Source organism: Runella sp. MFBS21 (genome assembly GCF_029433105.1).
Classification (GTDB): domain Bacteria; phylum Bacteroidota; class Bacteroidia; order Cytophagales; family Spirosomataceae; genus Runella.
This window is the reverse complement of sequence record NZ_JARNTW010000005.1, coordinates 41,485-67,563: the sequence shown is the minus strand read 5'-3', so window position 1 is coordinate 67,563 and position 26,079 is coordinate 41,485. Positions and strand designations below refer to the sequence as shown.

Annotated in this window: 15 protein-coding genes; 4 read left to right on the top strand and 11 right to left on the bottom strand. The window is 40.9% G+C overall.

From position 1 onward, the window contains the following. The 7 genes from P1X15_RS13215 to P1X15_RS13185 all read right to left on the bottom strand — a co-directional run. The coding region (locus P1X15_RS13215) for a fibronectin type III domain-containing protein (RefSeq protein WP_277338602.1) at nt 1-1,908 on the bottom strand (1,908 nt) is incomplete at its 3' end. A gap of 18 nt (nt 1,909-1,926) precedes the next feature. After that, on the bottom strand, nt 1,927-3,855 hold the full coding sequence (locus P1X15_RS13210; protein ID WP_277338601.1) for a hypothetical protein: 1,929 nt from the start codon (nt 3,853-3,855) through the stop codon (nt 1,927-1,929). Nucleotides 3,856-3,869: 14 nt separating this feature from the next. Then, complete coding sequence (locus P1X15_RS13205) at nt 3,870-5,918, bottom strand: hypothetical protein (protein WP_277338600.1); 2,049 nt, start codon at nt 5,916-5,918, stop codon at nt 3,870-3,872. Next, nucleotides 5,915-13,426: a hypothetical protein gene (locus P1X15_RS13200; RefSeq protein ID WP_277338599.1), complete on the bottom strand. Its 7,512-nt coding sequence runs from the start codon at nt 13,424-13,426 to the stop codon at nt 5,915-5,917. The genes P1X15_RS13205 and P1X15_RS13200 overlap by 4 nt, the downstream gene beginning before the upstream one ends. Next, nucleotides 13,410-15,113 carry a hypothetical protein gene (locus tag P1X15_RS13195; RefSeq protein ID WP_277338598.1) on the bottom strand — a complete coding sequence of 568 codons (1,704 nt, stop codon included), beginning with the start codon at nt 15,111-15,113 and terminating at the stop codon, nt 13,410-13,412. Before P1X15_RS13195 ends, P1X15_RS13200 begins: the two co-directional genes overlap by 17 nt. A gap of 181 nt (nt 15,114-15,294) precedes the next feature. Further along, nucleotides 15,295-15,774, bottom strand: a complete 480-nt coding sequence (locus P1X15_RS13190) for a DUF3237 domain-containing protein (protein WP_277338597.1) — start codon at nt 15,772-15,774, stop codon at nt 15,295-15,297. 34 nt (nt 15,775-15,808) lie between these two features. Then, on the bottom strand, nt 15,809-16,645 hold the full coding sequence (locus P1X15_RS13185; protein WP_277338596.1) for a nuclear transport factor 2 family protein: 837 nt from the start codon (nt 16,643-16,645) through the stop codon (nt 15,809-15,811). A 243-nt stretch (nt 16,646-16,888) separates the two neighbouring features. Between P1X15_RS13185 and P1X15_RS13180 the strand changes: the two genes are divergently transcribed. The 3 genes from P1X15_RS13180 to P1X15_RS13170 all read left to right on the top strand — a co-directional run bounded on the left by P1X15_RS13180 (nt 16,889) and on the right by P1X15_RS13170 (nt 21,049). Continuing rightward, nucleotides 16,889-18,043, top strand: a complete 1,155-nt coding sequence (locus P1X15_RS13180) for a lipopolysaccharide assembly protein LapB (RefSeq protein WP_277338595.1) — start codon at nt 16,889-16,891, stop codon at nt 18,041-18,043. Continuing rightward, the gene (locus P1X15_RS13175; protein ID WP_277338594.1) at nt 17,991-18,860 is read left to right on the top strand and encodes a sensor histidine kinase; all 870 of its coding nucleotides are present in this window, start codon (nt 17,991-17,993) and stop codon (nt 18,858-18,860) included. Before P1X15_RS13180 ends, P1X15_RS13175 begins: the two co-directional genes overlap by 53 nt. 167 nt (nt 18,861-19,027) lie before the next feature. Further along, nucleotides 19,028-21,049 carry a histidine kinase gene (locus P1X15_RS13170; protein WP_277338593.1) on the top strand — a complete coding sequence of 674 codons (2,022 nt, stop codon included), beginning with the start codon at nt 19,028-19,030 and terminating at the stop codon, nt 21,047-21,049. 2 nt (nt 21,050-21,051) lie between these two features. Here the strand turns inward: P1X15_RS13170 and P1X15_RS13165 are convergent, their stop codons facing one another. From P1X15_RS13165 to P1X15_RS13155, 3 genes are all read right to left on the bottom strand, one after another. Continuing rightward, nucleotides 21,052-21,705, bottom strand: a complete 654-nt coding sequence (locus P1X15_RS13165; RefSeq protein WP_277338592.1) for a response regulator transcription factor — start codon at nt 21,703-21,705, stop codon at nt 21,052-21,054. A 198-nt stretch (nt 21,706-21,903) separates the two neighbouring features. After that, complete coding sequence (locus P1X15_RS13160) at nt 21,904-22,875, bottom strand: T3SS effector HopA1 family protein (RefSeq protein WP_277338591.1); 972 nt, start codon at nt 22,873-22,875, stop codon at nt 21,904-21,906. After that, nucleotides 22,868-23,908 carry an aminoglycoside phosphotransferase family protein gene (locus P1X15_RS13155; RefSeq protein ID WP_277338590.1) on the bottom strand — a complete coding sequence of 347 codons (1,041 nt, stop codon included), beginning with the start codon at nt 23,906-23,908 and terminating at the stop codon, nt 22,868-22,870. Before P1X15_RS13155 ends, P1X15_RS13160 begins: the two co-directional genes overlap by 8 nt. Nucleotides 23,909-23,931: 23 nt before the next feature. On the opposite strand from P1X15_RS13155, the gene P1X15_RS13150 reads away from it, so the two are divergent. After that, nucleotides 23,932-25,767, top strand: coding sequence for a tetratricopeptide repeat-containing sensor histidine kinase (locus tag P1X15_RS13150; protein WP_277338589.1), 1,836 nt, complete (start codon nt 23,932-23,934; stop codon nt 25,765-25,767). Here the strand turns inward: P1X15_RS13150 and P1X15_RS13145 are convergent. Next, nucleotides 25,708-26,037 (bottom strand): hypothetical protein, encoded by a 330-nt coding sequence (locus P1X15_RS13145; protein WP_277338588.1) that lies wholly within the window; start codon nt 26,035-26,037, stop codon nt 25,708-25,710. The genes P1X15_RS13150 and P1X15_RS13145 overlap by 60 nt on opposite strands. Nucleotides 26,038-26,079 lie beyond the last annotated feature (42 nt).

Genomic DNA, 26,079 nt, shown 5'->3' with positions numbered 1-26,079 from the left:
ACTAAAATTACTGCCGTCAGTGCTGCGCTCAAGGTCAAAACCCGTTTCATTGTCTGAATTGTCAGTCCATTTCAAGTCGATTTGACTACTGCTCACTGCCGTCGCTGTCAGACCTGTGGCCGCTTTGGGAATTTCAGGCAGCGTAGTGGCTTCTGCAACATTAGAGAAATCCGAGCTTCCTCCATTATTTAGAGCCCTCACTTTGTAAAAATATTTTTTATCGGGACTGAGGTTTTGATCTGTATATGTTGTTGAAGAACCACCAGTACTTCCTACTTCTACAAAAGAATTGTTATTTTCTGAGCGATGTATTTCTACTTTTGTTTGACTACTACTGTTATTATTCCAACTGAGATTAATTTGACGAGAATTAGCAGCGGTTGCCGTTAAGTTTGAAGGAGTATTAGGAGGGGTCTCGCGAGTCGTACCGCAAGCTTCATTAGAATAAGTAGAAACTCCCTCTGAATTAACAGCTCTAACACGATAACAGTACGTCTTTCCATTAGCAAGGTTGTTATCATTGAAGGTTCCCGTTCCCGAAAAATTACCTGATGTAAAAATACGTGCAAAAGAGCCATTTTCTTCTTTACGTTCAATTTCATACCCTGTCTCATTGGTTGCTGCATCTTCCCACGATAACGAAGCCGAGGTACCATTGATAGATACCACGAGTTTGCCAGGAGGTAGTGGCGGGCTACCAGGCGTAGTTACTTTATTAGAAAGTGCGCAATTTTGTCCCCCACTATTTACGGCGCACACTTGATAATAATAGGTTTTATTCGATTGCACTCCGTTATCCGTAAAACTTTGACTATTAGCCCCCACTTCGCCTACTTGTGTCCAAGGGCCATTGCTGCTTTGATCACTTCTACTTATAGTAAATTTTGATTCATTGTTGGAAGCATCTGTCCATTTAACTTCTATTTGAGCAGAACTGAGCGCAGTCGCACTGACACCCGTAGGAGCAGCAGGTGGCGAATTGTCCGTCGATGTTGAAACGCTACCTGACCAGTTGGACCAATAATCTACTTTATTAACGTTGTTTTTGGCTCTAACCTGAATCCAGTAAGGATGCCCAGATAATAGACCAGTAAATTTATAAGACAGTGCACTGACATCGAAGGTATTCACTCCTTTTGAAAAGTCGGCAACATCTGAGATTCTTAATTGGTAACCTTCCACACCACTTACGGCATTCCATGCCACACCTATGCTGTTTTCTGTCTTTCCAGTAATGGACAGACCCGAAGGCGACGAAGGAGTGGGATCTTGCGTAGTGGCATTGGTCCCCACTTTATTGGACGAATAATCCAGCCCTTCTCCTTGTAAAAAGGCCTGTAGCGAAATATAATATTTGGTATTAGGATCTAGGCTTGTCAGATCATATTGCGTCACTTGTCCGCCTAAAGAGAGCAACTGCCCTCCTGTATTGTTGGAATTGGTAGTGTAGCGCAGTTCAATTTTGGAATACGCATAGTTGTTGCTCCAATTGACACGTATAGCGACTGGGGAGGTAGCCGTGGCGGCCAGATTAGAAGGTGGATCTAACGTAAAACCCTGCGTTTTGGCATTGGCTTCAGCGGCCGTTGACTTCCCATCTTTATTGAGGGCATAGAGTCGGTAATAATAGGTTGTATTAAACTTAAGACCTTTGTCCTGATAAGAAATAATTCCGGCGGCTATATCTGCGATTTTAGCAAAAACTTTATTATCCTCCGACCGAAGCAATTCATAGCCCGTCAGAGCTGGGTTAGCCGTAGGTGCTTTCCATGATAGGTTGATCTGGGAAGTAGAGGCTGTCGTAGCCGAAAAACCTGATGGAACACCTGGTACCGCCGCTTGTAAAGAGAAAGGGAAAAGCGAGGCAAGCCAAAGCAAGCCCCAAAAAAGTTTGAACAGCGTTTTCATTGTATATATACGTTCTTTCTAGAAATTGTCATTGCTCATTTTACTGACAGCAGAAGCCACTTTAAAATGCCGGAATGTTCCGTTAGGAGGATTTACTCGACTTTGAGTTTCTCCGTAGGTGCGAATAAGCTGGGTTGCATAGTGTACATTAGTGACGACCCCAGCAGCGATCACCTCTCCAGAGATCGCAAAATAACTATCGTAGGTGCTATATACGCCACCAGTGCTGGCAAACAATTGGCCTGTCATTAAGCCAATGATTGTAAATCTTTGTCCCGATCCCGAAATAACAGCCTTATTACAAACATCATACGAACTATTAACGGCCGAAACCTGATTGTTTAAATCTATATTTCGCTTTATTTCGACCATAATTCCTTCTGGACTTTGACTGCTAAATCTGAATTTTATAGGACCAAAAGCTTTAGAAGGAATAATCTCGTTGTTTTTAAAAGAATAATCGTATTCATCATTTGTGTATGTTGAATAAATAAGACCTACAGGGGAGCCAAAATAGGCCTCTTTAAAAGGAGGCGAAGAACCGGATAAAACAGGTGGAGATGCACCTTCGTTGATAGGAAATCCGCGCTGTATAAGCAATACTTTAAACTGTTCAAACTGTGACAAATCTGGCAACACTTCAACTTGAACGCCACAAAAATCAAAGAGAACATTAAAATCAAAATTGCTACTAGCAAGCTGATAATCTTCATAATATTCAAACTTAAATTCCTGATTATTAAAAATCTCTTTCAAGAAAATAAACTCTAGTACAAGCTTAGGGCGTACGTATAAACTGGTAACAAGATGCAATCCTTTCCCACCCGATGAGCAACTTAAGTCTGCTTTTATATATATTTCAACCGTGCCACTTATCTTAATAAATGTTTCTTTGTATAAATAGCTAGAAACGCCTCCTTCAACCCCAAATCGGATATTGCCAGCAAATTTACCTCTCATTTCGTTGGCGAAATTATAGTCATCTTGATCAATACGCTCCGTAACTCTCTTAACTAGCTGACCATTTTCGTCAGGTTGAATAGTCTCTATAGTTGTTTTTTCATATTTTCGACTATAGAAAGATTTCGTATAGTCTATAGTTCCAGTAAGACTTCCTTCTACATTCAATTTTTTTACCAGTTGAATACCAACAAGTATAGGAATCCCACCTGGAAAAAATGTTTGTTTCTTTTCAATAGGTATTCCAACTTCTTTTGAATGCTTAAATACGAATCTGCCATTTAACTCTAATCGTAGTGCATAATCATGTATTTCTTTCCGGATGGTTTGTAGCTTAACTATCTGTGAATTTTGAATATTAATTTCGTAATCTACCGCTTTTTTTATGTATCCATTGAAATGTGATTTTATATACCCTCCTACTCTACGTTCTTTTTTAATTACCGTTGTAGGCGAAAGCACTTCTTTCTTTTCTTCTGTATAATAATCCCCTTCCAGATTTAAATCTCCGTTATAGGCATTTATATTAAACACAGAGAATATAGCATGAAAAGAATCAAATATTTCGTTGGGACCTTCTACAACATGACATTCGAATTCAACCCTAAAGCCAGTAACAGGATCTTGTGTTTCGCCTACTAGCCTATCAATGATAAGGCTAACGCCATCGATAAAAGAACTTACCGACTCCATAATAACAATATTACCCACTCGCAACTTTGTAGACGCAATACGCCCGTTGGCAACCGATTTTGTGATCACCTCGCCTCTCACAATCAATCTATTTCCGACTATTGATAATTGTTTGGCCGAAGCCGTATCCAAAATCACCACATTTTCTTTCAACACTGGAGTACCAAAAACAACCATTTTTCCCCCATTTGGCGTGTCTATGATTTTGGGCACCGCATCTACGTTGTTTATTCGACACTGGCTACAAAGCAACAATACCGACGCAAAAACAAGAGAAGATAAAACCTTTTTCATTGCTCGTATTATCATTATAATTTGATTTCAACAGGATTACTAAATGTTGTTTCGCGACCATCTTCAGCGATAGCTTTTAACATGTACTGGTAGGTACCGATACGAGGTGGTTTATCTATGAATAATCCTTCTTTATGGCTGGCAACACCGATTATCTTGAATACTTTCTTATCTTCAGCTCGATAGATAATCATCCGATGCATTTCCTTTGCTGCATAGCTCCAAGTAATTTTTGTTTGTTTACGCTCACTTATATACGTCACACTTGGTTGAGGTCTATCCGTTAGATAAAAAGAGGGAATTGCTTTGGCTGCTTGCACTGGTGATTTATCCGACACCAAACCACTTTCGTCTACTACTTCAAGGTAATATTCATATAAAATGTTAGGCTGTAATATGTCTTTATATTCACGAATGATGAGATCTTTTTTTATAAAACTCTTCATCAGAGTTGCTTCTTTTTTGTGTTCACGTCGATAAAGGCGATACTCAACTACATCATCACTTGGACTCGCTCCCCAATGAATCATAGCTTCATTTTCTTTTATATCAATAGAAGTAATAAGTGGCACGACTGGCTTAATTGAATCGGGACGTTTGAGTTCTAGTATTTCTGAAAACTGGGAGTGGTTAAAATGTTTGTCAGCCGCTACGACGCGATAATATACTTTTTTGGTAAGCGACCGGAGGGTGATCGTGTCTCTAAACTCTGGCTCGACAAGCATTTGGTGCGTTACTTGCGAAAACTCATGAGAAGGATCGTTGGCATAATAGACGTAATAGCCCATCAGATCTCTTTCATCATTTTTTTTCCAACGAATGGTTACTTCTCCCTTAGGACTGATTTTGCCTGTTAGTTTTTGCGGAGGCACTGGCGCTATAGAATCTTGAAGTGATGCATAGGCGGCAAAAGAAGCACGCTCGTTTCCAGCAGTATCGACGGCATAAACGATATAGTGATTTGTAGCACTAAGATCCGCTTTATCATCCACAAAACGCCGCTCAGTCTTGGGCAGAGGCATTACTGTAAGATTTTTAAACTGTCCATCAATATGGCTGGCACGCCGAATCCAAAAGCCACTTAAATCTGCTTCCTGCGGTTCTTGTTTCCATGTGATTTCAATACTCCGACCGCCTATATGTTTGGCTGATTCGATAAACGGCTGGGAGGGCGGGGTCTTATCTCTCCCCATTGCCATCGTTATGAATTCTCCTGTTTTCCAAACTCCAAAAGGAGTCATACCCACTAAACGATAAGCATAAGGTCGATAATTGGTACCCAAAGAATCTTTATAAGATGATTCCTGCGCTCTACGATCAGCATGTATGAGCGGGGTTTTGGTAATACGTCGAAACACTTTACCATCGTCAGAGCGTTCGATATGGTACATCACAAAGTCTTGAGCATAGCTTTTTACTGGCCAATGCACTACCACTGTTTTTTCTAATTCATCGACTTTTAAGCCGGGTGGGCTTTTCAAAACTGTCGGCTTTGAGGTATCTACAGCGATATAAGCCGTGTCATTTTTGGCATTCTGAGGGAGAGCCGCATAAATTTTATAGAGGTATTTTTTATTTCTAACTAGATTTGTTTCTCTAAAACCAATCCCCATCTGATAAGCTACTTCTGGAGATTTAAAAGCACTTAGCAAGGCCATAAAATGCCGCAATTCTTGTTGATTGGCTTCATTTTTCCCTGTTCCTTCTGTAGTAGCAGAGCCATTACTTCCATAAATGGCTTGGTAAGCCGCCGCCGATTCTGGATTGATTTTCTTCCAGTTAGTTTTATCAAGAGGTTTAAGAGGCTGAGGCGTAAGCAATGTAAATCGCGGACGTTGACCTTTGATAATTTCAGCACGCTCTATACGATACCCATATGTATGATTACGAAGCCATGCATCGGCTGTTAGAGGTGTCCAGAGCAATTGTAGGGTGTCATTGGTATACTGTTTCCAGACATTGATTTGGGCATACGAAGAAGCTGTCATAAAGAGCATAACTCCCATCAGCCCTCCATAAACCGAGGCGTATTTACGTTCAAAAAACAATATAGTGTCCTTCATTTTTTCAGAATTGTTTTAGGAATATTTTGAAGTATATTCAGTGTTGCTTCCATTTCCACTTGTTGGGTCGCTACGGCGGCCTGCATTCCGGCATAAGGAATGATTATTGTTTTCTTATTTTGGTCAGATAAATTACCCAATGCTCCTACTACCATGCCAGAAGCGTTGTTTTGCGCAGGAGCAGGCGATACATCATTTCTTGGATATGATATACTTCCATTTGTTTCTAATACAGGGTATGTATATAGAAAATGGAAGGGATAATCAGCAGCTGTTGGGGGAGAGATTGTCCCTAAAAAACTGGCTAGATTCTGATTATGTTCATAGCGCAACCGGAGCGTGGTTCCATTTTCAAGCAAAACCGGAACTGTAACGTTTTGTCCGTTCAATTTAGCCAACAATCCTTCCAGAATATACTTTGTATTGCTTAGATTTACTCTCTCTCTCAGTACGGTTGTTTGTGCTAAAGCAGCGTTGATTTCTGCTAAACGAGCCTGCACGATCGGTTTTATGGCCAAATGCCAAGCAGAAGTAAGTTGGGTTGTGACCTCAAGCCCTTGCCCATTCGATACCAGTTCGAAGTTGTCCCAGCCTTCTTCCGAACGAAGGGTTGTTTCCATGATATAACTCGTAGGACTGTCATGTACAAAAGGCGTTGTTCTCACTTGGCCTAATTTTTCAGACAACATATTGAATTGACTGGTTTTGAAAGTCCAAGTATAAATGTTGGTTTTTTCAACAAGAACTGGCATGTTACGCGCATTCATTACAGGCGTTCCTCCGTTGGACCCAGAAGCTGGGGTGGATTGCTTAGGTGTTTTTTCTACCCAAAACTCAACATTAATATTTACGCCATTCGGAAGCGGAGGAAGGCTCACCTTCAAAGCGCTTGTTTGGTCTGAATATTTGTGATAACTAAATGTACCTTCTGTCAATAGCTGTTGTTGAGCAAAAATACGAGTGACAAGCCGCAATGAAAATTCAGGCGTATCCATTCGGTCAAGCTGCGGCAGTACTCTATTGAGTTTTATAAACGTTTTTGCTAAAGGAGCATTGCGCTGAAGGTAATACTGCTGTCCTACTTTTGGATAGCTCATTGCTATATCGGCCTCTGTGAGGGTGCTCGTAATTTCTGTTATTTTCAACAGGTGGACTCGTTCGTCTTCTGCCCGAGAACGATCACCGAAGTAGTTTTTGGTGTACCATTCACCTGCATTTTCTTTTTCCTTTATTCCTAGGGTAATGGTAAAAATAGCCCTATCGTTTTTCTGAAGTAGAGGTACCCCATTTGAATAATAAGGCTGATACGTAAGCTTATTGTCTTCGGTCGCTATTTCTCGTAACGGAATACTTCCGCCCGCACTCTTTACAAGTTCAGCTTTCTTGATATACCAATGCCTCGTATAAGTCGTGAAGTTTCCATTTCCGTTATCCTTGATTACTTTCCAGGTTTTATAAAGGTTTTGATTGAGAAAAACTTCTATTCGTCCATAAGGGTCCATAGATTGGTTATCATCTGGCGTGACGTAAGCGATAATGCCTTCTGAGCCCCATTTGTCATTAAAGGAAGCAGCAGCGTTTGGCTCGCATTTTGTTCCTAGTTTAAAAGGAATCGAAATGTCATTTTCGCTCGTTTCAAAGCCCTTAGCCTTTACCACTTCGTCGGTGCCTGATTTGACCGTGCCATAAATGGCTTCAGACAGCCCACCCTCGCTAGCCCAGTCAATCAGGGAGTATATTCCTCCAGTACTATACCCAGCCACACCTTGTATGAGCGAAATAGCCGAGCTTTTTTCTAGAAAAAATTGTCCTTCGAGCCAAGTAGGATTCGGTCCACCAAAATTGGCAAAGATGTAGCTATTAAACTCCGCCAAAGTGTATGTACTTTCATCATGCACAATCGACAGATTGGCACGAACATAGCCATATGCCCTACCACGCGCATAAAATCCATTAAGTCCAAAGCTAGACGTACCATTGCAGCTTACAGCCCCCTCTGCATACTTTACCAAGGCTAGATCAAACCCAGCTCCCATATCAAGCATAGCTTTCAAAAAAGCAAGCTCTACATCAAACCCTACATGAAAACTAGCCCCAAACGCAATACCTCCACTACTCACGCGAGGATCTAGACGAGGGCGACTTCCGTCTATAATACGCCTCAAATCAGCTGGTACATCATCTGGTAAGTCGGGTAAGCCCGGAAAAGGATAATTTCCAATACAAAAATAGGCACTTGAACGAGCTAATTCTTGATTGGCGATTTTTAGAGATACCCCTGCATAACGAGTGATACCTGACAAAATCCCGTCGGGTCCGGGGGCCGTTTGTTCTCCCCAAGGATTGCCAAGCCAAATCATCCAATGGCTATTATCGGCATACATTACCATACGTCCCGCCAAACCAGTAGTAGGATCCATGCTTCCTTTAATAACACTAACCACATTGAGGTAAACGTCAAAGTTGCCGGTTAGTTTTCCCTGCTCAAAGTCGTAGGACATCTGTAGATTGGCTTGCATTTTCACCAAATCGCCAGGACCCGGTGAGGTGGTAGGCGAACGCACGAAATTCATTTGGCCAAATACCCCTAACTCCTGAATACCCCCTGTATTTAGGTTGATGCCTACGCCAAAACCCATGACACCATTGTAGGCAAATCCTGCGCCCGCATCTTTGAATTTAACACCAAATGCGACATTAGCGTACCCTTCTGCTGGTACAAAGGGAGCGGGAGCATTTATATCACAGGGAGCGCCATTAGCAAACCGAGCAATATAATTCGGACGACCATTGCCATCCAGTCCACTCTGCCGCATATTATAAGCCAATCCACCTACAAAACCAGAAATAGCTAAATACTGACCTAATTTGATTTGCAGGCCGTCTATGTAGCCATCAAGGTAGAAGTAACGATAATCATCCTTAACCCCAAACATACCTTGTATGCCGCCTTTGATATTGATCTTTAATTCTTCCTTGAGCTGAAAATCAATACATCCTCTTACCCCATTTCCGTATATTGAATCATTGTTAAAAAATTTCAAAGCACCTTTTATGTGACACACAGATACGTCTACATCGATGCTAATTGCTTCAAGGTTTACTTTAGGATCTGACCACTCAACTTCTTTTCGCTGCGCACTCCAAGTTCCTTTGGCCGATACTTCAAGCGTGGTTTCTGCCCCAAACCCCCATTGTCCTTGACTAGACGAGCTGCCATCACTTCCTACCAGATTGAGATATAAGCTAAACTTGAGACCACACCTTGCGCCCGTAGCATCGAAAAAATTGCCTGAGAAAACAGGCGTAAAACCTCGCGCGCCAATGGTCACTGGAAAACCACTCGCTTTGTTGGAAGAATTACTCTCGGTACCTCCAATGTATTTTTGTGGACTGGCAAAGCTGACCACAAAATTTTGCGTATCAAATCCTTTCTTTCGATCATATTTCAATCCTTGAAAAGTCATCATTTTAAAATTGACACCCGTTTCTGGATCGATGATTGACCATTTACCACTAAAATCTCCGGTAAGTTCCATTCCCTTTGCCTTAAATGTCAATAAAGGCACGTTCGGGCTCAATTGAAATTCTGACTTTAGGGCACTGGATCGGATTGTGTTGTTGTTGCCTCCGGCTGTAACGGTAAGTATAAATCGATCGGTAGCATTAAACGTACCCGCATATTTGAGCGGATCGTCGAAAAGGGGGAAACGAATAGTACCTTGCAAAACAGGGGGGGCAAGCATACCGTTGGTCATACTTACCGCAATGGTATCAAGCGAGAATCCAAATCCGGCAAGAGAGCCACCCGTTGTAATCAGATTGGCCCCATAAGCTGTAAAAGATAGATTGTTAGAACCTGTAAAACTAAAAGTAAAATCTTTGACACCCAACCGCACTTCCCTTCCAAAAAGTGTATCTGACAAACTAGCCGAAACATCTTTAGCATAAATACCATGCCATAGGGTTTCGACACCGGCGAGCGCATTTCTATCTTGCGCAGTCATGACTAAACCGGCTGGATTCCGTGTGGTTGACCAATCAAGAGAGACGTCTGTAAAAGAAAACTTAAAGTCAGGTATGTCTGTAAAATACAAAGGAGTGATGCTTGCTTTCGCCAACAAATCTTCGGGCTTGGTCATGTCAAAATCGAACGTAACTTTTGCCACCTTTTCGGTCTGACTTGTAGGACGAACCCACGTGGTATCCAAATCTATTTCACCTACTACTTTCACTTTCTCAAAGGAAGCATTACAACCTAGCTTCACAAATGTCTGCGCTCCATTTTGATTAGGGCTTCCTTTGAGCTTGACTGCCATGCCTCCTAACGGAATCGTCAAATCGCCCCCCAGATAGAAACTCGTATTGGCGGCAGACATACCATTGGGTGAAAAGCCCACATTTCTAGCTCCCACATACAACGACCCTATTTCGCCAAGAGAGGGTGTTTCGAGCATCACATTGAAATTAGCGCGGGTCGGATAAAAACGCATGGCAAAAATTCCAAGATTGAGCTGTTCGTCACCCAACGTAGTCGTGATTGCAATCGGCATTCCTACGCGTGCCGTTTCATCGGTAAGCTGAGTATACAATCGCCCTACATTTCGAAGTCCATTGAAAACATCCCGAACTACACCCGATGGCAACTCTATTTTTCCGGTGACGGGCGTATCGCCAACATCAAAAAGTGTTTCTGCTACATTGAGTCCAATATTATCTCTAGGTACTTCTGCATATCCCTCAATAGCATACAAATAGCCTTGTATATTCTTTACTTTTACATTATGGAATACGACTCTCAGTTTTGATTTCAAGAAAGGAATATTGACTGTACCCTCTCCTTCCAATTTCCCATTGACAATACGGACTTGCGCGTTGGTGGTGACACTAAAATAGCCAAATTTAATAGTACTTCTTAGAGCAACATCTGCTTCGACGATAGGCTCACCACCAGGCGGAACCGTTGCCTCAACAGCACTTCCACAAGGAGGTGAATCAGGGTCTTGGGCTTGCGCTATAAGGGTATTGGTATTGTCGTCATAAAACAAGCAATCAATCCCTCTGGAAGAAATCGCCAGATTACGATATCCTATATACGTAACTTTAGAAGTATCACCGTTTTGTGGGATATGCTCAAAAACAACATTCGCTACCGCCCGATTTTCATAGAATCCCAGACCTAAAATTAAGGCATTCCCCAATTTCCCTTTGATAGAATCAGGCTTATAGAGGTACGGAATAGGCATAATAGCTCCGCCCTCCAGAAGATGAGTTAAGGCCGAGTGCTGCCTAATCAAACTAAAAAGTGCTTTGGTTTCGGCTCGTTGAGCGGCTAAATCTATTTTTTGGGGTGGCGACTGACTAACTGTTTTCCAGTTTTCAAAGAAACTAGGAAAAAGAAAGTTCTCTGTAAGGATTGTTTTTACTTCACCTTTTGAAATCCAAAAGCCATTTCCTGCATCAACTTTAATGTCTACTCCTTCAAACGTAGTTTTAACAAGCGCATTTTTCGCCCAAGGAATCGTTACTAATCCCTGACCACCATATTTGCCGTCTACAACCTCTCCCTCTAAATAATGGATGGGATAATAACCAAGCATAATATCCAGCCCAACAACATTAATTGATGAGGGCACAGGTTCTAGATTGGCCGGTAGAACTGCATCTTCGACGGTTTCGCCACATTCTGGATCGTCGAGCATTGCTATGGCCAAATTGGCAACAGGATTGGTTTCTTGTTTGCTTTCATCCGCCTCCGGAAAGTAGCAAGCCAATCCTTTAGGAGAGGCTGGTAAATTTAACGCAAGTTCATATGTTACAGAGTCCGTCCCGACGACCTTTTCGAAAATGGCATTTATGACCGCTCGAGTTGGCATAAAAGTCAGGGCGCATATTGCCCCTGCTCCTTCTCGGTAATTTTCTACCACTCTATTTTGCTCGGTAGTAGTAAGGTTCTCAACCTTAATAAAGCCGCCAGGGCGATACATAAGCGGAAAATGGTATTCGTCATCTGATCCAGCGCGGAAAACAGTACCATTTCCCTGACGAAGTGCCAGTAAGGCTTCTTTTATTTTTCCGTCGGTATCAGCAAGTGGCGTTCTTTGCTGGGGCGAATCGTCGGTATCATAGTACTGTTTAAGGAAAGGATGTTCTTTAAATTCATCTGCAAGTTTTGCCCAAGCCACCCCATCAGTGACATAGTATGTCCCATTGACTATTTTTATTTCGATGTCTTCAAATTCAACATCTAATAAAAAATTGTGCCCATCCATACCCAACCAAGGCACCGAAACCTGTCCTACCCCCGAAAACCGGCCTGTTGTAGAAGGCTCTATATTTTTTATAGTAAAATTATAGTACCCCAATTTGAGAGGAACCGTTTTATTGAGGTACAAATCTTCAATATTAATGCCTGCTTCTGCTATCGTGGGGCCTGTAGGTGGATTATAATCGTATTGCTCTTGACCACATTCTGGTATAGGGATAGTTGTTATGGTATGTTCGCCATAATTAAAGAGATACACAGGGCTCAGTCCACCATTGGGCAATGTAATTGACGGATTATCAATCGACTCCGCCTTGATAGCCAGCGCATATTTTTGAAAAAATTCCAACCCCGGTGCTGTAAAATGTTCTGGCTGTAAAATGATTGTGCCTGTTCCTACACTTGGAGGTATATTATCAAACGTCTGCTTGACAATCCAATTTCGAGGCTCCTCTCCTACTTGCAGCGATTGTATAAATTGGTTAGCCTCATCACTGTTATCCGAATTTAATTTTATTATATAAACTGTATATCTAAAATTAACCGGAATAGCAGCGCTCAACCCAAAGGTAGGAGGCGTGAAAGTAATAGGAAAAGGGGCATTGGGAGGCAATATAGAGGTAGCTCCAATCATTCCTGCAGCCAGGCAGGGCATTCCATTGATGACATTGACCAATGGTGCCGCATATTGTTGAAATGTTAAATTAGCACATCCTAAATTACTAAGGGTATTGTTGAGTTGTTGATTCAATGACTCTGGGCGCACTCGTACACACAGTTGATAGTTTCCAGTAGGAATCTGACCCGTAGGATCATTGGCCAGAAATTCACTCAATAACTGACCATTACCCAGCACAAAACTATTTTCATCAAACAATTCTTCCGCAAGCTCAATGGGCGTAAATGTTTTTACCTGATTTGGTGGAACAAATGTATAAATCGTCGGGCTTGGAGAATCAGGATTGGTCTGTATCCGAAAATCTGTTTGTGGCGAACTGAGCAATACATCCAGTTGAATCGTCAGTTGCTGATTTGTCAGGTTGGTAAGTGTCAATAGTACTTCACCACTCCTAGCCAGTTCCTGAAGTTCGTCAAGCCTTGAAAGCGTCCGTTGGGTGGTGACTTTTAAATCAATATTTACGACTTGCGTTCTTGCCACTATTGACAATAACATTATCATTAATCCTATCACAAACTCTCTGCTACCTCTCATGGTTTTCAAATTGTTAGAATCGTATTCCATAGGTAATTGTCCCTCGGTATTCACTAAAATTCCGGTAATTGATCCCCTCAGAACTGGTATTGTAGCGGTTATACAAATAGTTGGCAGCCAGCGTCAAGGATTGTTTTTTCTGATGTATAGAAGCACTCATACCCGTATTGGCCATTATGCCATCGCTTAGTCGATTTGTTTGCCGAAGCTGACTATTATGGGTAAAAGAGGTACGCAATTTACCTTTCCACCATTCTTTGCTAGCTGTTAGAGCAGGCCCTATATTGGTAGATCGGCGTCCATACGTTTCTATAGAAACATAGCTTACCGATAAACTGCTTGTGAGTTTGGCAGGGATATAAGAATAACTATAGCTCACAGAACTTATGAAAGAAGAAGCGCCCACATATTGCCGTGTAAATTGATTTTGATCATTTGTATTCTGGTACGTAGCCATGACACCAAACGTTTGCCGTTGGATACGAGACCCAAGCGAATAGCTTATATTTCCGCTATAAGACGCATTTACAATACTGATAGCCAGCGAATCATTAAACAAATCGCCCAGCCCCCGGCTCTGACCAACACCGAAGTTTGTATACATCAGAGTGATATTTAGTCGAGGAATTAGCGCCGCACTTATATTGACCGCTCCCACATTTCGATACGTAGTCGCCAGTTTTTTTTGATTAAGATTATCGTGTGAGCGCCCATACGAACCATTGATCATTAGTTTGTTTTTGAAGAAAGAGAAGGAAGGTGAAAGCGTAAATTGCTCCACATCGTTTTGAAAATAATACGCGCCCAAAGACTGATAATCTGGGTCAATGCGTTGATACTGAACCGCCAGACTGCCGCTTTTAAACCGATATGATGCATTTCCTCGAGCTGCTGTAAAGAGAGAAGTAGAACCATTAACGGGTAGTATATTTACAAAAAAACGCAAAACTGGATCCGAACCTTCATAATCGTATCGCAACGTATTGCGTGTTAACAGACTGGCCCCCACATCTAAATCAACCACCAACTTCTGTTTAAAAAAACTAAGGTGATTTTTTATGCCTACCGCCAAATTCTCCATCGGCGTAACCTGCGAACGTTTGGAAGGAGTATTGATAGACCCAATTACATCATGTGCTTTGAATACACTGATATCCAAAAAAGCATTGGGTTTTCCTACTCCTATTTTTCCAGCCATTCCTAATCGTCGATAACTAGGCCGTAGGTAGCGATAACGGGGATCTAAGCCTGACGAATCTTCTTCAATAGGTTTCACAAACTGACCATATACAAAACCAAACCTTATGGTGCCGATCGATTCTACACCTACACCCAAAAAAGTAGCCCCTCCCAAAGTAAAATCGGAGAAACGGACATTGCGATACCCCAAATGAAACTTTATTTTTTTGAAATAAGGACTCGCCCCCCATTGATTAAAAGGCTGCGAAAAAGTGCGTTGTTGCTCGCTCAATGTCAAAGAGATAGGCAATGACATACCCCATATTTTCACCACAGGTGCCCCAGTGATATACCATGTAAATGGAGGACGTCTACTACTAATACCATTTACATCATAAAACTGTAAACTTAAAGATAAAGAACCATGCACTTCAAACGGTTTTTGTTTTTTTATCTTTTCGAGGTTTTGAGCTTGTAGTGTCCTCCCAATACACAATAGTAAAATGCTAATCAAACAACATGTGCTATATAGTTTCATGATGGTTAAGCGTTAGAAATACTGCATTCATGGCAAGCCCTTCTTCTCTTTTCACATTTTTTCTATAAAATCTCCCTTCTTCCCTCTCCTTTTTTATCATGGTTTCTTAAGATTTTACATTATGGAAAACCATGAATTTAGACTTATCATATTTTCTTTTTTACCTAAACCACGGCATCTCCTAAATCACACGATATACACTATACGACACTCCCGCGAAGTCAGCTTCACCTACTCCTATCGCTAGGGTGTGATTGAGGTAGGCGTATTTTTCGGAAGCTGTTTCAAAAAACGGTGCCACTCGGAAATAGTATTCATCCCAGCGTACTGTTTCGCCCGCTATGAGCCTTGCTTCGAGGGCAGGGGTATTGTACAAAATCCCACGGTAGGTCACATAAATCAAAGCATCATCGTCGGTTTTGACCGTCGCTCGCACATCTAGCAACCCCACTCCGTCGGGACGAACAATGAACCAATCTCCTCCACCCGGCAGTATTTCCCCTTTAAAATCGGGACCAAGGGCTGTACCACCCGTAATATGATACACGCGACGGTGGCCATTAGGTGTATCACCAATGATTTGCAAATTGAGTTCTACACGCATTTCCATCAAAAATTCAGTGGTAAGTCCTCTTACAGGGACGATAGATACATTTTCCATTGATAAAAAAGGGGGATTTGAAATGAGATAATTTTTATTTTTTGACTAGCGCAACCACACTTACTACCTTCCATTCACCGTTTGTTTTTTCTAAATAGCGTATCTCTTTGCTGTCACGTTTTGTGCCGTTTGAATTTTGATTATGCTGGTCAAAGGTGACAAAGGCCGAACTTCCATTGACCCTTATCAGCCAGTTATCGCGGGTTGCGATTACGGTAGAAGTGGTTGGGTTTTTAGCTATATTTTTTTTATAATCTTCAATAAGCTTTGCCAATTCTTCACCTGCATAATAATCCAACTTGCCTTCTGCATTGACACTCGTACGTGACGAATACGGCTGATTTGCCAATGTCTGAACATAAAAAGACAATTTTCCAGCATAAAGTGAATCTGTGCTTTGAGAGATTACTTTTTTGATTGCCATTTCGTCAGCAGCGATTTTACTCGGCTCATCATAACTCACCTTGGTATGTTGCCCCGAGATATTGACCCACTTACCTTTTTGTTTTTGATAAACATACGTAAATGCGTCTTTATAAGTGTTGGCAGCATACTTAGCTGTCAGATACCCACTTACTACTCCCACATTGCCTGACTCCACAAACTTCAAATCTGAACAAGATAATTCCGCCACTTTCAAGGTGCCTAAAAAGGCAAGCATTTCGCTCTTACCCATAATTTTACCAGAGGCCCAGCCCAAAAACCGATAATCTTCAGAATAGCTCCTTTGCGCATATTCTTTAGGGCTTTTTTTGTATTCTTCTAACAACTGTGAGAAGGTCTGCTCCAAACTCTGGCTAAAAGCCGTCAGTTGTATACACAAAAAGGTAATCATTAAAAGGATTTTCAGGCCAATGTTTTGAGCTTTCATCTATCGAAAAATTTATAGGGTTTTACTGTTACAAAATTCGGCACTATCCATCTCTCTATTTCTCATGGTTTGCCATGCTTTCACCTCATGGAAAACCATGATTTTTTGAGTAAAACGCTACATTCATTTCTCAAAACAAAGCATTACTTTTCCAGATGTCGTATTTTTACAATACAAGCGAGAGCTTACCACCTACTTTTACATATACATAGGGTTTATTTCTCTGACAATATCTTAATGCGAATGAAAGGAATTTTTACTTTTCTACTTCTAATCTCTTTCTTCTTACCCGAGTTGCTATTTTCTCAAAGCAATACTTTTATCAATTCGCGTCGCAACAACATCATGGGATTACTCAAGCAACCCCAATCATTCGGAAGAGATACTTCCATCATACGTTTTGAATTAGATCTAGCGAGCGATTATACCTCCAAAAAACTAGATTCCTCCTACTATTTTATCAATACCGTTTATAAGAAACTAAAAACGATGAAATGGCCCGCAGGTTGGGGGTATTTTTACCGAACTCGCGGCTACTATTATACATTTGCGGCAAAAAAAGACTCAGCCGTCAGTGATTATATTCAAGCCATACGCGTATGGGAACAATTGCAACGTATGCGCGAAGTCGGCATTGCCAGCGCTCGCCTAGGGGCTATGCTTGCATCCGACTATCAGTTTGACAAGGGATTTTATTATCTTAACTATTCGCTTAGAATTTTTGAAAGCACCAAAGATTATTTCTCTCAAGGCAATGTACACAATTACCTCGCAGATGCATATCGCATGAAGCAAGACTATCCAAAAGCGCTTGAGCATTACCGAAAAACCATTGCCCTTTCAGAAAAATACAAACTACCTTCTGCCGTTGTCCCGCTTACTGGTATCGGCACCATGTTTTTGTTCAACAACCTTCCTGATAGCGCTACTATTTACTACAAAAAAGCAGGTATCGACCCTATTAACAATCCAGCCTCTATCACTGACGGCTACCTTGCCAATCGCCTCGCCGAATTTTATACCGACAAAAAAGAGCATCAAAAAACCATTATTTATGGCAAAATTGCCCTTGATATTGCCCAAAAACGTAAATCCGATTTATACATCAAAAAAGCCCATGACCTTTTATATAAAGCTTATGAAGCCGTCAAAAATTATGAATCGGCACTTAAACATTTCCAAATTGCCATTTTTTTGGTTGATTCGCTACAAGGCGTCGAATCTAGCAAACGCCTCAACGAACTTGAACTTCAATATCAAACTCAAAAAAAGGAAGCCGAGATAGCTCGTCAAAAAGAATTACTTACCATCAATCGGCTCACTATCCTAAAAAAACTCATCTCGCATGCAGCTTCTAAACAAAGATTTGGAGCTGAATCAACAAAGATTGGCCGCTGAAGAAGCTGAACAAAAACTAAAAGAAACCGAATTCAAAAATATTTCGGCTCAACAACAAGGAAGTATTCAAAAACTCACCCTCGAAAATCAACTCAAACAACAGCAACAGTTACGTACATGGCTCATTGTAGGTTCAGCGTTGTTAGCTTTATTGTTAGGATTTATCATTTGGAACAACCGCCAACTCCGCTTTCAAAACATCGCCCTGCAAGCGGCTTTACTCGAAGGCCAAACTACCGAACGTAAACGCGTAGCCGCCGACCTCCACGACGCCCTCGGAAGTACACTTTCTTCCCTGCGATGGAGTATCGGTGCCATCGATAAAAACAAACTCGAACCAAAACAACAAGAAGTATACCAACACGTCCAGAGCACCATCGAGCAAGCCTACGACCAAGTCAGACTACTTTCACATAATCTTCTCCCCGAAGAACTTGAAAAACAAGGGCTTTGGAAAGCACTCGAGATGCTCATAAAAAAACTTAACCGTAATACTCCTGTTACATTTTCGCTTCAACTGCCAGATAATCCTGCTCAATTGAACTCTAAAACCGAATTTGAACTTTACAGTATTTGTCTTGAACTCATCAACAATATCCTCAAACATGCTCACGCTACCGAGGCAAGTATCAGTTTTACCCAATTGAATGGACAATTTAAATTGACGGTAAGTGACAACGGAAAAGGGATAACAAAACATACTCCCAAAGGTAAAGGACAACATAACATTGATGAACGGGTTCAGACCTTAGGCGGCCAACGCTATATTATTTCAAACGAAAACGGGTTGACTAACGAAGTCGTTTTCTCGGCTTAATCTCACCACACTTTACTGTGGTGCGCTGTATTCGATTTTCAATAGTTTCCTTTTCTAGCATAAGTACAAAATATGGTCATGGAAAACCATGATTTTTAGTGCCTTTTCTTGAAAGTTTGACTAAAACAAAGCATCTTTATATATCTTAAAATAGCTCATGACGCTCCATGCTTTTTCGTAGTGCTGTTTTTGTTTACTGCTTGATGCTTACGGCTCAGTGCTTCGGTCAAAACTATTCTCCTACGGCTACTGACAGTATTCGACAAGTTTTAGCCACCCAAAAAAGCAGCTTACAAAAAAGCCTGTTAATGACCCGCTTGGCTGAAGAATATGCCAAAAGAAGACTAGGAGACTCTTGTTTACTTATAGCCACCCAAGCTTTAGCAGAAGCAAAAAAAATTCGCTCCACTACCGCCCAAGCAGAAGCTCTCTATGCCCTAGCTCAAGGCTATAGAACCCTGAATAACCATAAAGCTGCTATCATTCATTATCTCAAAACCTTAGCGATTTGTAAAAAAGAAGGCTATTTTGGACAAACTCCTTATTCAGAAGACAACCTACAAATCAAAATCTTAATAGGTGTAGCCGCTCACTATGACGGTTTTCAAATTGATAGCAGTCTCTACTATCGAATGGAATTGCTTGCTCTCTCTACCCATTACCAAACGTACCGATTAAAAGCCAAAACGACTTTAGACATCGGCAACAGCTACCTCAATGGAGGTGACTATGCCAAAGCGCTTGATTTTTATTTACAATCGCTAGAGCTCAAAAAAAAATACAAACTCAAAGACCTTGTTGACGAAGACTGCCACCGCGCTATCGGATATTTATATATCACATTGGGCGATTTTCAAAAAGCTAAGCCTTACCTTTTTCAGGCAAAAAAAATAAAAGAATCTCTTCAGCGAGGAACTTACTATGAGCAAGCACATCTGAGCAATGCCTACGAAGCACTTAATCAATTGGATTCTGCCCTGTATTTTGCCAAAGGTGGAGTTAAGGAAGCTCTACATCACCACATCACCCATGAGCTTGGCTATATTTTTATGACCTACGCCAAAGCATTAGAAAGATACGGTCATCTTCACGAAGCCCTCTACTGGTACAAGCGTGGTATCAATGCTTGTATTCAACAAAACAACCAAAAAACCTTGAGCGTAGTATATGCCCAAGCAGCAAACCTGTGCCTTCAATTAGGAAAAATTGATTCAAGTTTTTATTACGCTACGCAAGGGATGCGGTGCGCTATAGCGGCCAACTTCCCGCGTGGTTTTTGGGAAGCTAGCAAAGCTCTCTCTCAGACTTATAAAATCAGACATCAACCCGACAGTGCACTCAAATATCAAGACCTCATGCTTGCAGTCAAAGACAGCCTCTTCCGCCACGAAAAAGCCCAACGAATTGAAATCATTGAGGTAGAACAAAGGCAACTAGAACGCGCAAGAGAGCTCGCAAATGAAAAGGCACAACAACAGCGAAAGTTGATAACGATTGCTGCTATAGTTGCGTTTTTCATTGGACTTTCGTTTATCTTTTATCGTAATCAAATGCTCAAACGCCAAAACATCGCACTCCAAGCTGCCTTGCTCGAAGGCCAAACCACCGAGCGAAAACGCGTAGCCGCCGACCTCCACGACGCCCTCGGAAGTACGCTTTCTTCCCTAAGATGGAGTATCGGTACCATCGATAAAAACAAACTTGAACCAAAAGAACAAGAAGTATACCAACACGTCCAGAGCACCATCGAGCAAGCCTACGACCAAGTCAGACTACTTTCACACAACCTACTCCCTGAAGAATTAGAAAAACAAGGACTATGGAAAGCTCTCGAAATACTCATAAAAAAACTTAACCGTAATACTCCTGTTACATTTTCGCTTCAACTGACAGATAACCCTGCTCGATTGAACTCTAAAACCGAATTTGAACTTTACAGTATCTGTCTTGAACTCATCAACAATATCCTCAAACACGCCCAAGCCACTGAGGCCACCATCAGGGTTGAACTCACTAAAGAAACATTACTTTTGACTGTATCAGACAATGGAAAAGGCATGGATAACGTCCCTCAAGAGGGTAAAGGATTACGAAATATTGCTACTCGCCTTGCGTCATTGCAAGGTCATTGGACAAATTCAGACAATACTCCCTTCGGTACGACTCACCTCATTAGGATACCCTTATAGATTTAAACCAATCCATATTTAATCGCATATTTGGCAAGCCCTACCACATTTTTGGCGTTGAGTTTAATCATCAAACTGCGCCGGTGTGTCTCTACCGTAGGTATACTGATACTCAAAATATCCGCAATCTCTATGGTAGATTTTTCATCAAGAATCAACTTCAATACCTCCCTCTCTCGGGCAGTCAAATGGCGGATACTCTCAGACTCCAACGGCTTAGGAGGTACAGAGGTATTGGAGGTTAACTCCTCAATCATATCTTCGCTGATGTATTTTTGTCCTTCCATCAATTGCTCAATCGCCTTTTCGAGTTCACTTTTGTCGGCTTTTTTCAAAACATAGCCATAAACACCCGCTTTAAAAGCCTCTTTGATATGACCAATGTCTTCAGACAGAGTCAACAAAAGCACTTTGATAGTAGGGAATTTTTTTTTCAATAATATCACTAAGTCAATACCCGTCAGATGAGGCATATTAAGATCCGCTATCACTATATCCACCTCCCCATGAGCCTCTAAGTAAGGTAACACCTTACGGCTATCTGTAAACGCTGCCTCTATTTGAAAGTTTTTGAATGAAGAAAATAAAAACCTTAATCCATCCAAAATGATTTGGTGATCATCTACTAAAATAAGTTTAATACGACCGTCTATCATAGGTACAATTATTAGTATCTCCAAACATTCTTCCACAAAAACCACAATGTAGCCGACCAAAGAAGCTTTTTATTCCCAGTCTTTTTTTGATGGACACAAAAGTGAACATTTATAAAAAATAAAATCATCAGGGTTTCCAATGATTTTTCAGTACGAAAACCTTGATTTATAGATTTTTTTCAGCAGACATTTCAGGAATTACTTTTCAAATAGATAGGGAAAACGACTATTTTTATTCAGATATAACCGGTTAAAATCATAACCTTGTTGTCCAATTTTCTCTTGTAGTAGCGGGACTGATACGCTGTTTTTCTCTGAAAGCAACTCTACCAAGGCCGTGGCAAAGAGCTTACAACGATGCATCCCAAAGCTATCGGCGGTAGGGGTTTCGGCAAAACCCAATCCTTTGGCCAAAACCAATGTAAACAAGGGAACATCAGGCGCGAGATACGATTCGACTTCTTCGTAGATTTGCCACAGAATAGGCACCAATTCAAAAAAATACCGACGACTCACGTAAAGTATCCCCGCATCTACTCTATCATATAAAAGGGGATTTTGAAGGCACTTGAAATGAAAAGGAATTTGGGCTAGATTCAAGTAAAGTGTCAATGATTTTATCAACAAAGGAGAACCGTCGGGCAAAAGATTAAAATAAAATCGTACTTCACTTTCCAGAAAGTTGTCCGACAATCTTTCCCCAAATACATGATAAAAACCCTCCACGCTTTCAGCATACTCCTTAGGACAAAAAATCCGCACCTGCTCGCCTACTTTCAGGGGTTTATGATAAGGATTTTCTAATATAAACTCCCCTACCCGCGCCAAACGCCGCTCTCCTTTTAAGGTTACGACTACACTCCCATTGGTATTGATATGTTCGAGTTTCCAGCCTTTTTGCCATTTACTTCGCGTACGATTGGCCGAGCGTAGCTTTTTAAAGTATGCTTTTTGATTGGCTTTATCAGGAAGTATCTTCGGAGTAGAGGGTACTATATAAAAATGTTTATAAAATAGTCGCTGTAAAGTCTCAATCAACCACTCGTTGGCTATTTCATGTACTGGCAAAAAATTGTAAAATTCCAACACAGCCTCTCCTTGAAATATAATTTGCTTGGTAGAAGTAACCTCCACCGAGGCTATCATTTTTTTTAATATCTCTTCACTCATTATTTTTCAAAAGATAAGTGTACTTATGTGGTTCAGTTATCATTTTTTCGGCCAAAGGTATCATTTCACGGGCTCTTGCGGATATGTCGGTAGCACTACTGTATTCAAACAATCTCCCAATCATTCTGGCCCCTACATAGCCAATCACTTGCTCCTCCGCAAAGGTGTCGTCCATCAAGCTTGTGTAAGTGGACCAAAAGCTTGCCGAATTTTGCCTTATATTGGGAGATTTCAGAGGTTCAGAAGCAACAAAAGGACTAAAAATCAGCTGTGGGCTTTCCATGAGTTCTTTGCTAATCAACGACTGTATCACCCCTGCGGCATCCCAAAGGGAGTCGCCCCAGCCTGCTTCTTCCCAATCAATGAGTCTGAGGCCTTGGGAAGTAGAAATCAGAATATTTTCAAATTTCAAGTCTCCATGACACAGCCTTTCACTTCGCCAGTTTTTTGCCAAATGCCCCAATCCTTCTAGTAATACTTTGCGACTAAAAAGCATTTTTAGCAACGCTTGATGATTGGTATTATTTTTAGACAAAAGCCACCGCTGAGTATGCGTATCGTGGAGGGTTAGCAACGTAGGCACATGGTCTGAAAAGGGCAAAAGTTCCTTTTTTTTGAATGTGTGAAGTGCTGCCAAAACTTGAGCTACTTGCCTTATGATTTGTTCTGAAATAGAAGCAATTTTATAGAGATTTTGGGCCTTGAGAACCAACTCCAATACTAAAATAGCGTAGCGAGCATCATAATCATAAAATGTAGGTATCGACGGTGTGAGGTGTGAAGGATGATTTGACATAAAATCATAAAAAATGGCTTCTTTCTCAAACGTCCTTCTATTTTCTAAATCATTTGACTTACATTGTTTCACAAAAAAAGAGGCTCCTGTTTTCATCTCTACCTGCAATCCAAAATTACGTCCATGACTTTCATCATAGTGAACCACTCCAGCTTGATATGCCTCAAAAGAAGTAAGACCTCGCTCAAAAATGTAAAATCCAATATTAGTTGCCGACAAGAACATTTTTACGTACATTTCTTTTTTAAACCTGCTATCTAATGTTGCGTTTCTGGCTGACCTTCAGTTGTTGTTTTTTGGGTGTGACTTTATTGGCACAAGATAAGAAAATTGATAGTTTAAAGCAGGTGTTGAGGAATATTCAAAACGCTAGCCCTTCATTCTCAAAAGATACCCAAACCATTGTACTCCAACATACACTAAGCCTTACTTATTATTATTATCCCGATTATAAAGCGGCCATTCATTATGCAAATCAAGCGCTTGAGCTTTCAAAAAAAATCGCTTGGCATAAAGGACAAATAATGAGTTATGAAGATTTGAGCAGAACAAAATTTAAACTGGGTCAGACCTACGAATCGCTTCAGCTTGCTTACCAATCGCTGACCTTGTCAGAAAAAACTAATTCACTGAATTCTAAGCTAATAGCCTTACGCCTAATTGCCGATTATTTTAGTACACTTAACCAAAAAGATTCAGCGATTTATTATTACAAAAAATTAATCAAAATACACGAAACCCAAAAAAACACAAAAGAGCTTGCGGCTTGTTACTTAAATCTGGCGACTACCCTCAAAAGCCTCCCCGATGCTGACCCTATCCCTTTCTTTAAAAAAGCCGAAACCTTATTTAAAACACTCCAAAATGACTTTTGGCTAGGCAATCTTTATTATTCATGGGGAGATTACTTGATTGTCAAAAACCAATTTGAAGCAGCGTATGATTGTTTAGAAAAAGCTATAGTTTACTTTAAAAAAAGCGGTTCGGAATCCGACCTTGCTGGGCCTTATCAAGAGCTAGCCTATCTCTATGTCAAAAAAAGAGATTTCAAGAATGCCATCGTTTTTAGTCAAAAATCACTTGAGCTTTCTACTCCCAGCCAAAGTTTGGAAGATATGCTATGGGCATATGAATCCCTTTTTAATGCTTACAAAGGGCTCAAAGATTATAAAAAAGCCCTTGAATTTCATGAGAAATACCTTGATACCAAAATTCAATTACTGAGCAATGACACCCAAAAGCAATTGAATCTCTATCGCCAACAATACGACAATGAGCGCGAAATACACAAAAAAAACATTGATAATCAAACACTCACTCAACAACAACAACAAACTACGCTTTATTTCCTAATTGGGATTTTGGTAATGTTTCTGGCGTTGGTAGGTTTACTTTTGTGGAACAATCGTACCCTACGTAAGAAAAACGCCGAAATCCAAGAAGCGCATTTTACTGGCCAAACTACCGAACGTAAGCGCGTAGCCGCCGAGCTTCATGACAATCTAGGAAGTCAACTTTCGGCCATGAGATGGAGTATGCTTGCCATGAATAAAAATATCCTTACTCCTCACGAACTTGAAATTTATGATCATATCCTCAAGATGATGAGTGAATCTTATGACCAAGTAAGAAATATGTCACACCATTTGCTTCCAGAAGAGCTCGAAAAAGAAGGGCTTCTACACGCCCTAGCGACGCTCACTAGACAGCTTAATCGAAATAAGAAAATTAAATTTGAGTTGAAAATACCTGATTTATTTTCCCGCTTGGACAAAAAAATTGAGTTTGAACTCTATAGCATTTTACTGGAACTTATCAACAATATCATCAAACATTCTAAAGCCTCTGCTGCTTCTATAAGCTTCTCAAGCAGGGCACAAAACCTGCAAATTGAAGTAAGCGACAACGGGCAAGGAATACCTCAAGAAGTAATCAGCAATGGTAGAGGCCTTAGAAATATTCAACAGAGAATCAAGGAACTAAACGGCACATTAACCGTTCAGACCAGCCCAAATGGCACCTACTTCGTGATTGTATTAGAAAAAATATTTACTATCGTATTGATTCATTTCCTGGGAATCGGGATGACCCAATGACTCTATCAATGAATAATTAGAGGAGGCATTGGCCGTCACGGCAAGAAACATCTTTTTTTTAGGCTCTTCTTCGTTAGGTAAAGTTTCAGAAGTGTATATTACGCTTTTCCTCGGAATCCGAACATCCCCTAAAATCACATCTCCACCCACTACACTACAATTACCAAACAATACCTTAAATTGTTGAGTGGGGTTTCCTGCAGTGTCCACTATTATAGTGGTTTTGATGTACTCTTCCACTGAATTGATAAATTTGCCTAAATCACTCATTGTATATGATATTTGAAAGTTTGAAACTTACACAAAAGTATT

Coding starts and splice junctions, on each gene's coding strand:
- P1X15_RS13195 (WP_277338598.1), bottom strand. CDS start 15,113: ATGAAACTATATAGCACATGTTGTTTGATTAGCATTTTACTATTGTGT.
- P1X15_RS13150 (WP_277338589.1), top strand. CDS start 23,932: ATGTTGCGTTTCTGGCTGACCTTCAGTTGTTGTTTTTTGGGTGTGACT.
- P1X15_RS13170 (WP_277338593.1), top strand. CDS start 19,028: ATGCTTTTTCGTAGTGCTGTTTTTGTTTACTGCTTGATGCTTACGGCT.
- P1X15_RS13165 (WP_277338592.1), bottom strand. CDS start 21,705: ATGATAGACGGTCGTATTAAACTTATTTTAGTAGATGATCACCAAATC.
- P1X15_RS13175 (WP_277338594.1), top strand. CDS start 17,991: ATGCAGCTTCTAAACAAAGATTTGGAGCTGAATCAACAAAGATTGGCC.
- P1X15_RS13200 (WP_277338599.1), bottom strand. CDS start 13,426: ATGGAATACGATTCTAACAATTTGAAAACCATGAGAGGTAGCAGAGAG.
- P1X15_RS13160 (WP_277338591.1), bottom strand. CDS start 22,875: ATGAGTGAAGAGATATTAAAAAAAATGATAGCCTCGGTGGAGGTTACT.
- P1X15_RS13180 (WP_277338595.1), top strand. CDS start 16,889: ATGAAAGGAATTTTTACTTTTCTACTTCTAATCTCTTTCTTCTTACCC.
- P1X15_RS13155 (WP_277338590.1), bottom strand. CDS start 23,908: ATGTACGTAAAAATGTTCTTGTCGGCAACTAATATTGGATTTTACATT.
- P1X15_RS13145 (WP_277338588.1), bottom strand. CDS start 26,037: ATGAGTGATTTAGGCAAATTTATCAATTCAGTGGAAGAGTACATCAAA.
- P1X15_RS13210 (WP_277338601.1), bottom strand. CDS start 3,855: ATGAAAAAGGTTTTATCTTCTCTTGTTTTTGCGTCGGTATTGTTGCTT.
- P1X15_RS13205 (WP_277338600.1), bottom strand. CDS start 5,918: ATGAAGGACACTATATTGTTTTTTGAACGTAAATACGCCTCGGTTTAT.
- P1X15_RS13190 (WP_277338597.1), bottom strand. CDS start 15,774: ATGGAAAATGTATCTATCGTCCCTGTAAGAGGACTTACCACTGAATTT.
- P1X15_RS13185 (WP_277338596.1), bottom strand. CDS start 16,645: ATGAAAGCTCAAAACATTGGCCTGAAAATCCTTTTAATGATTACCTTT.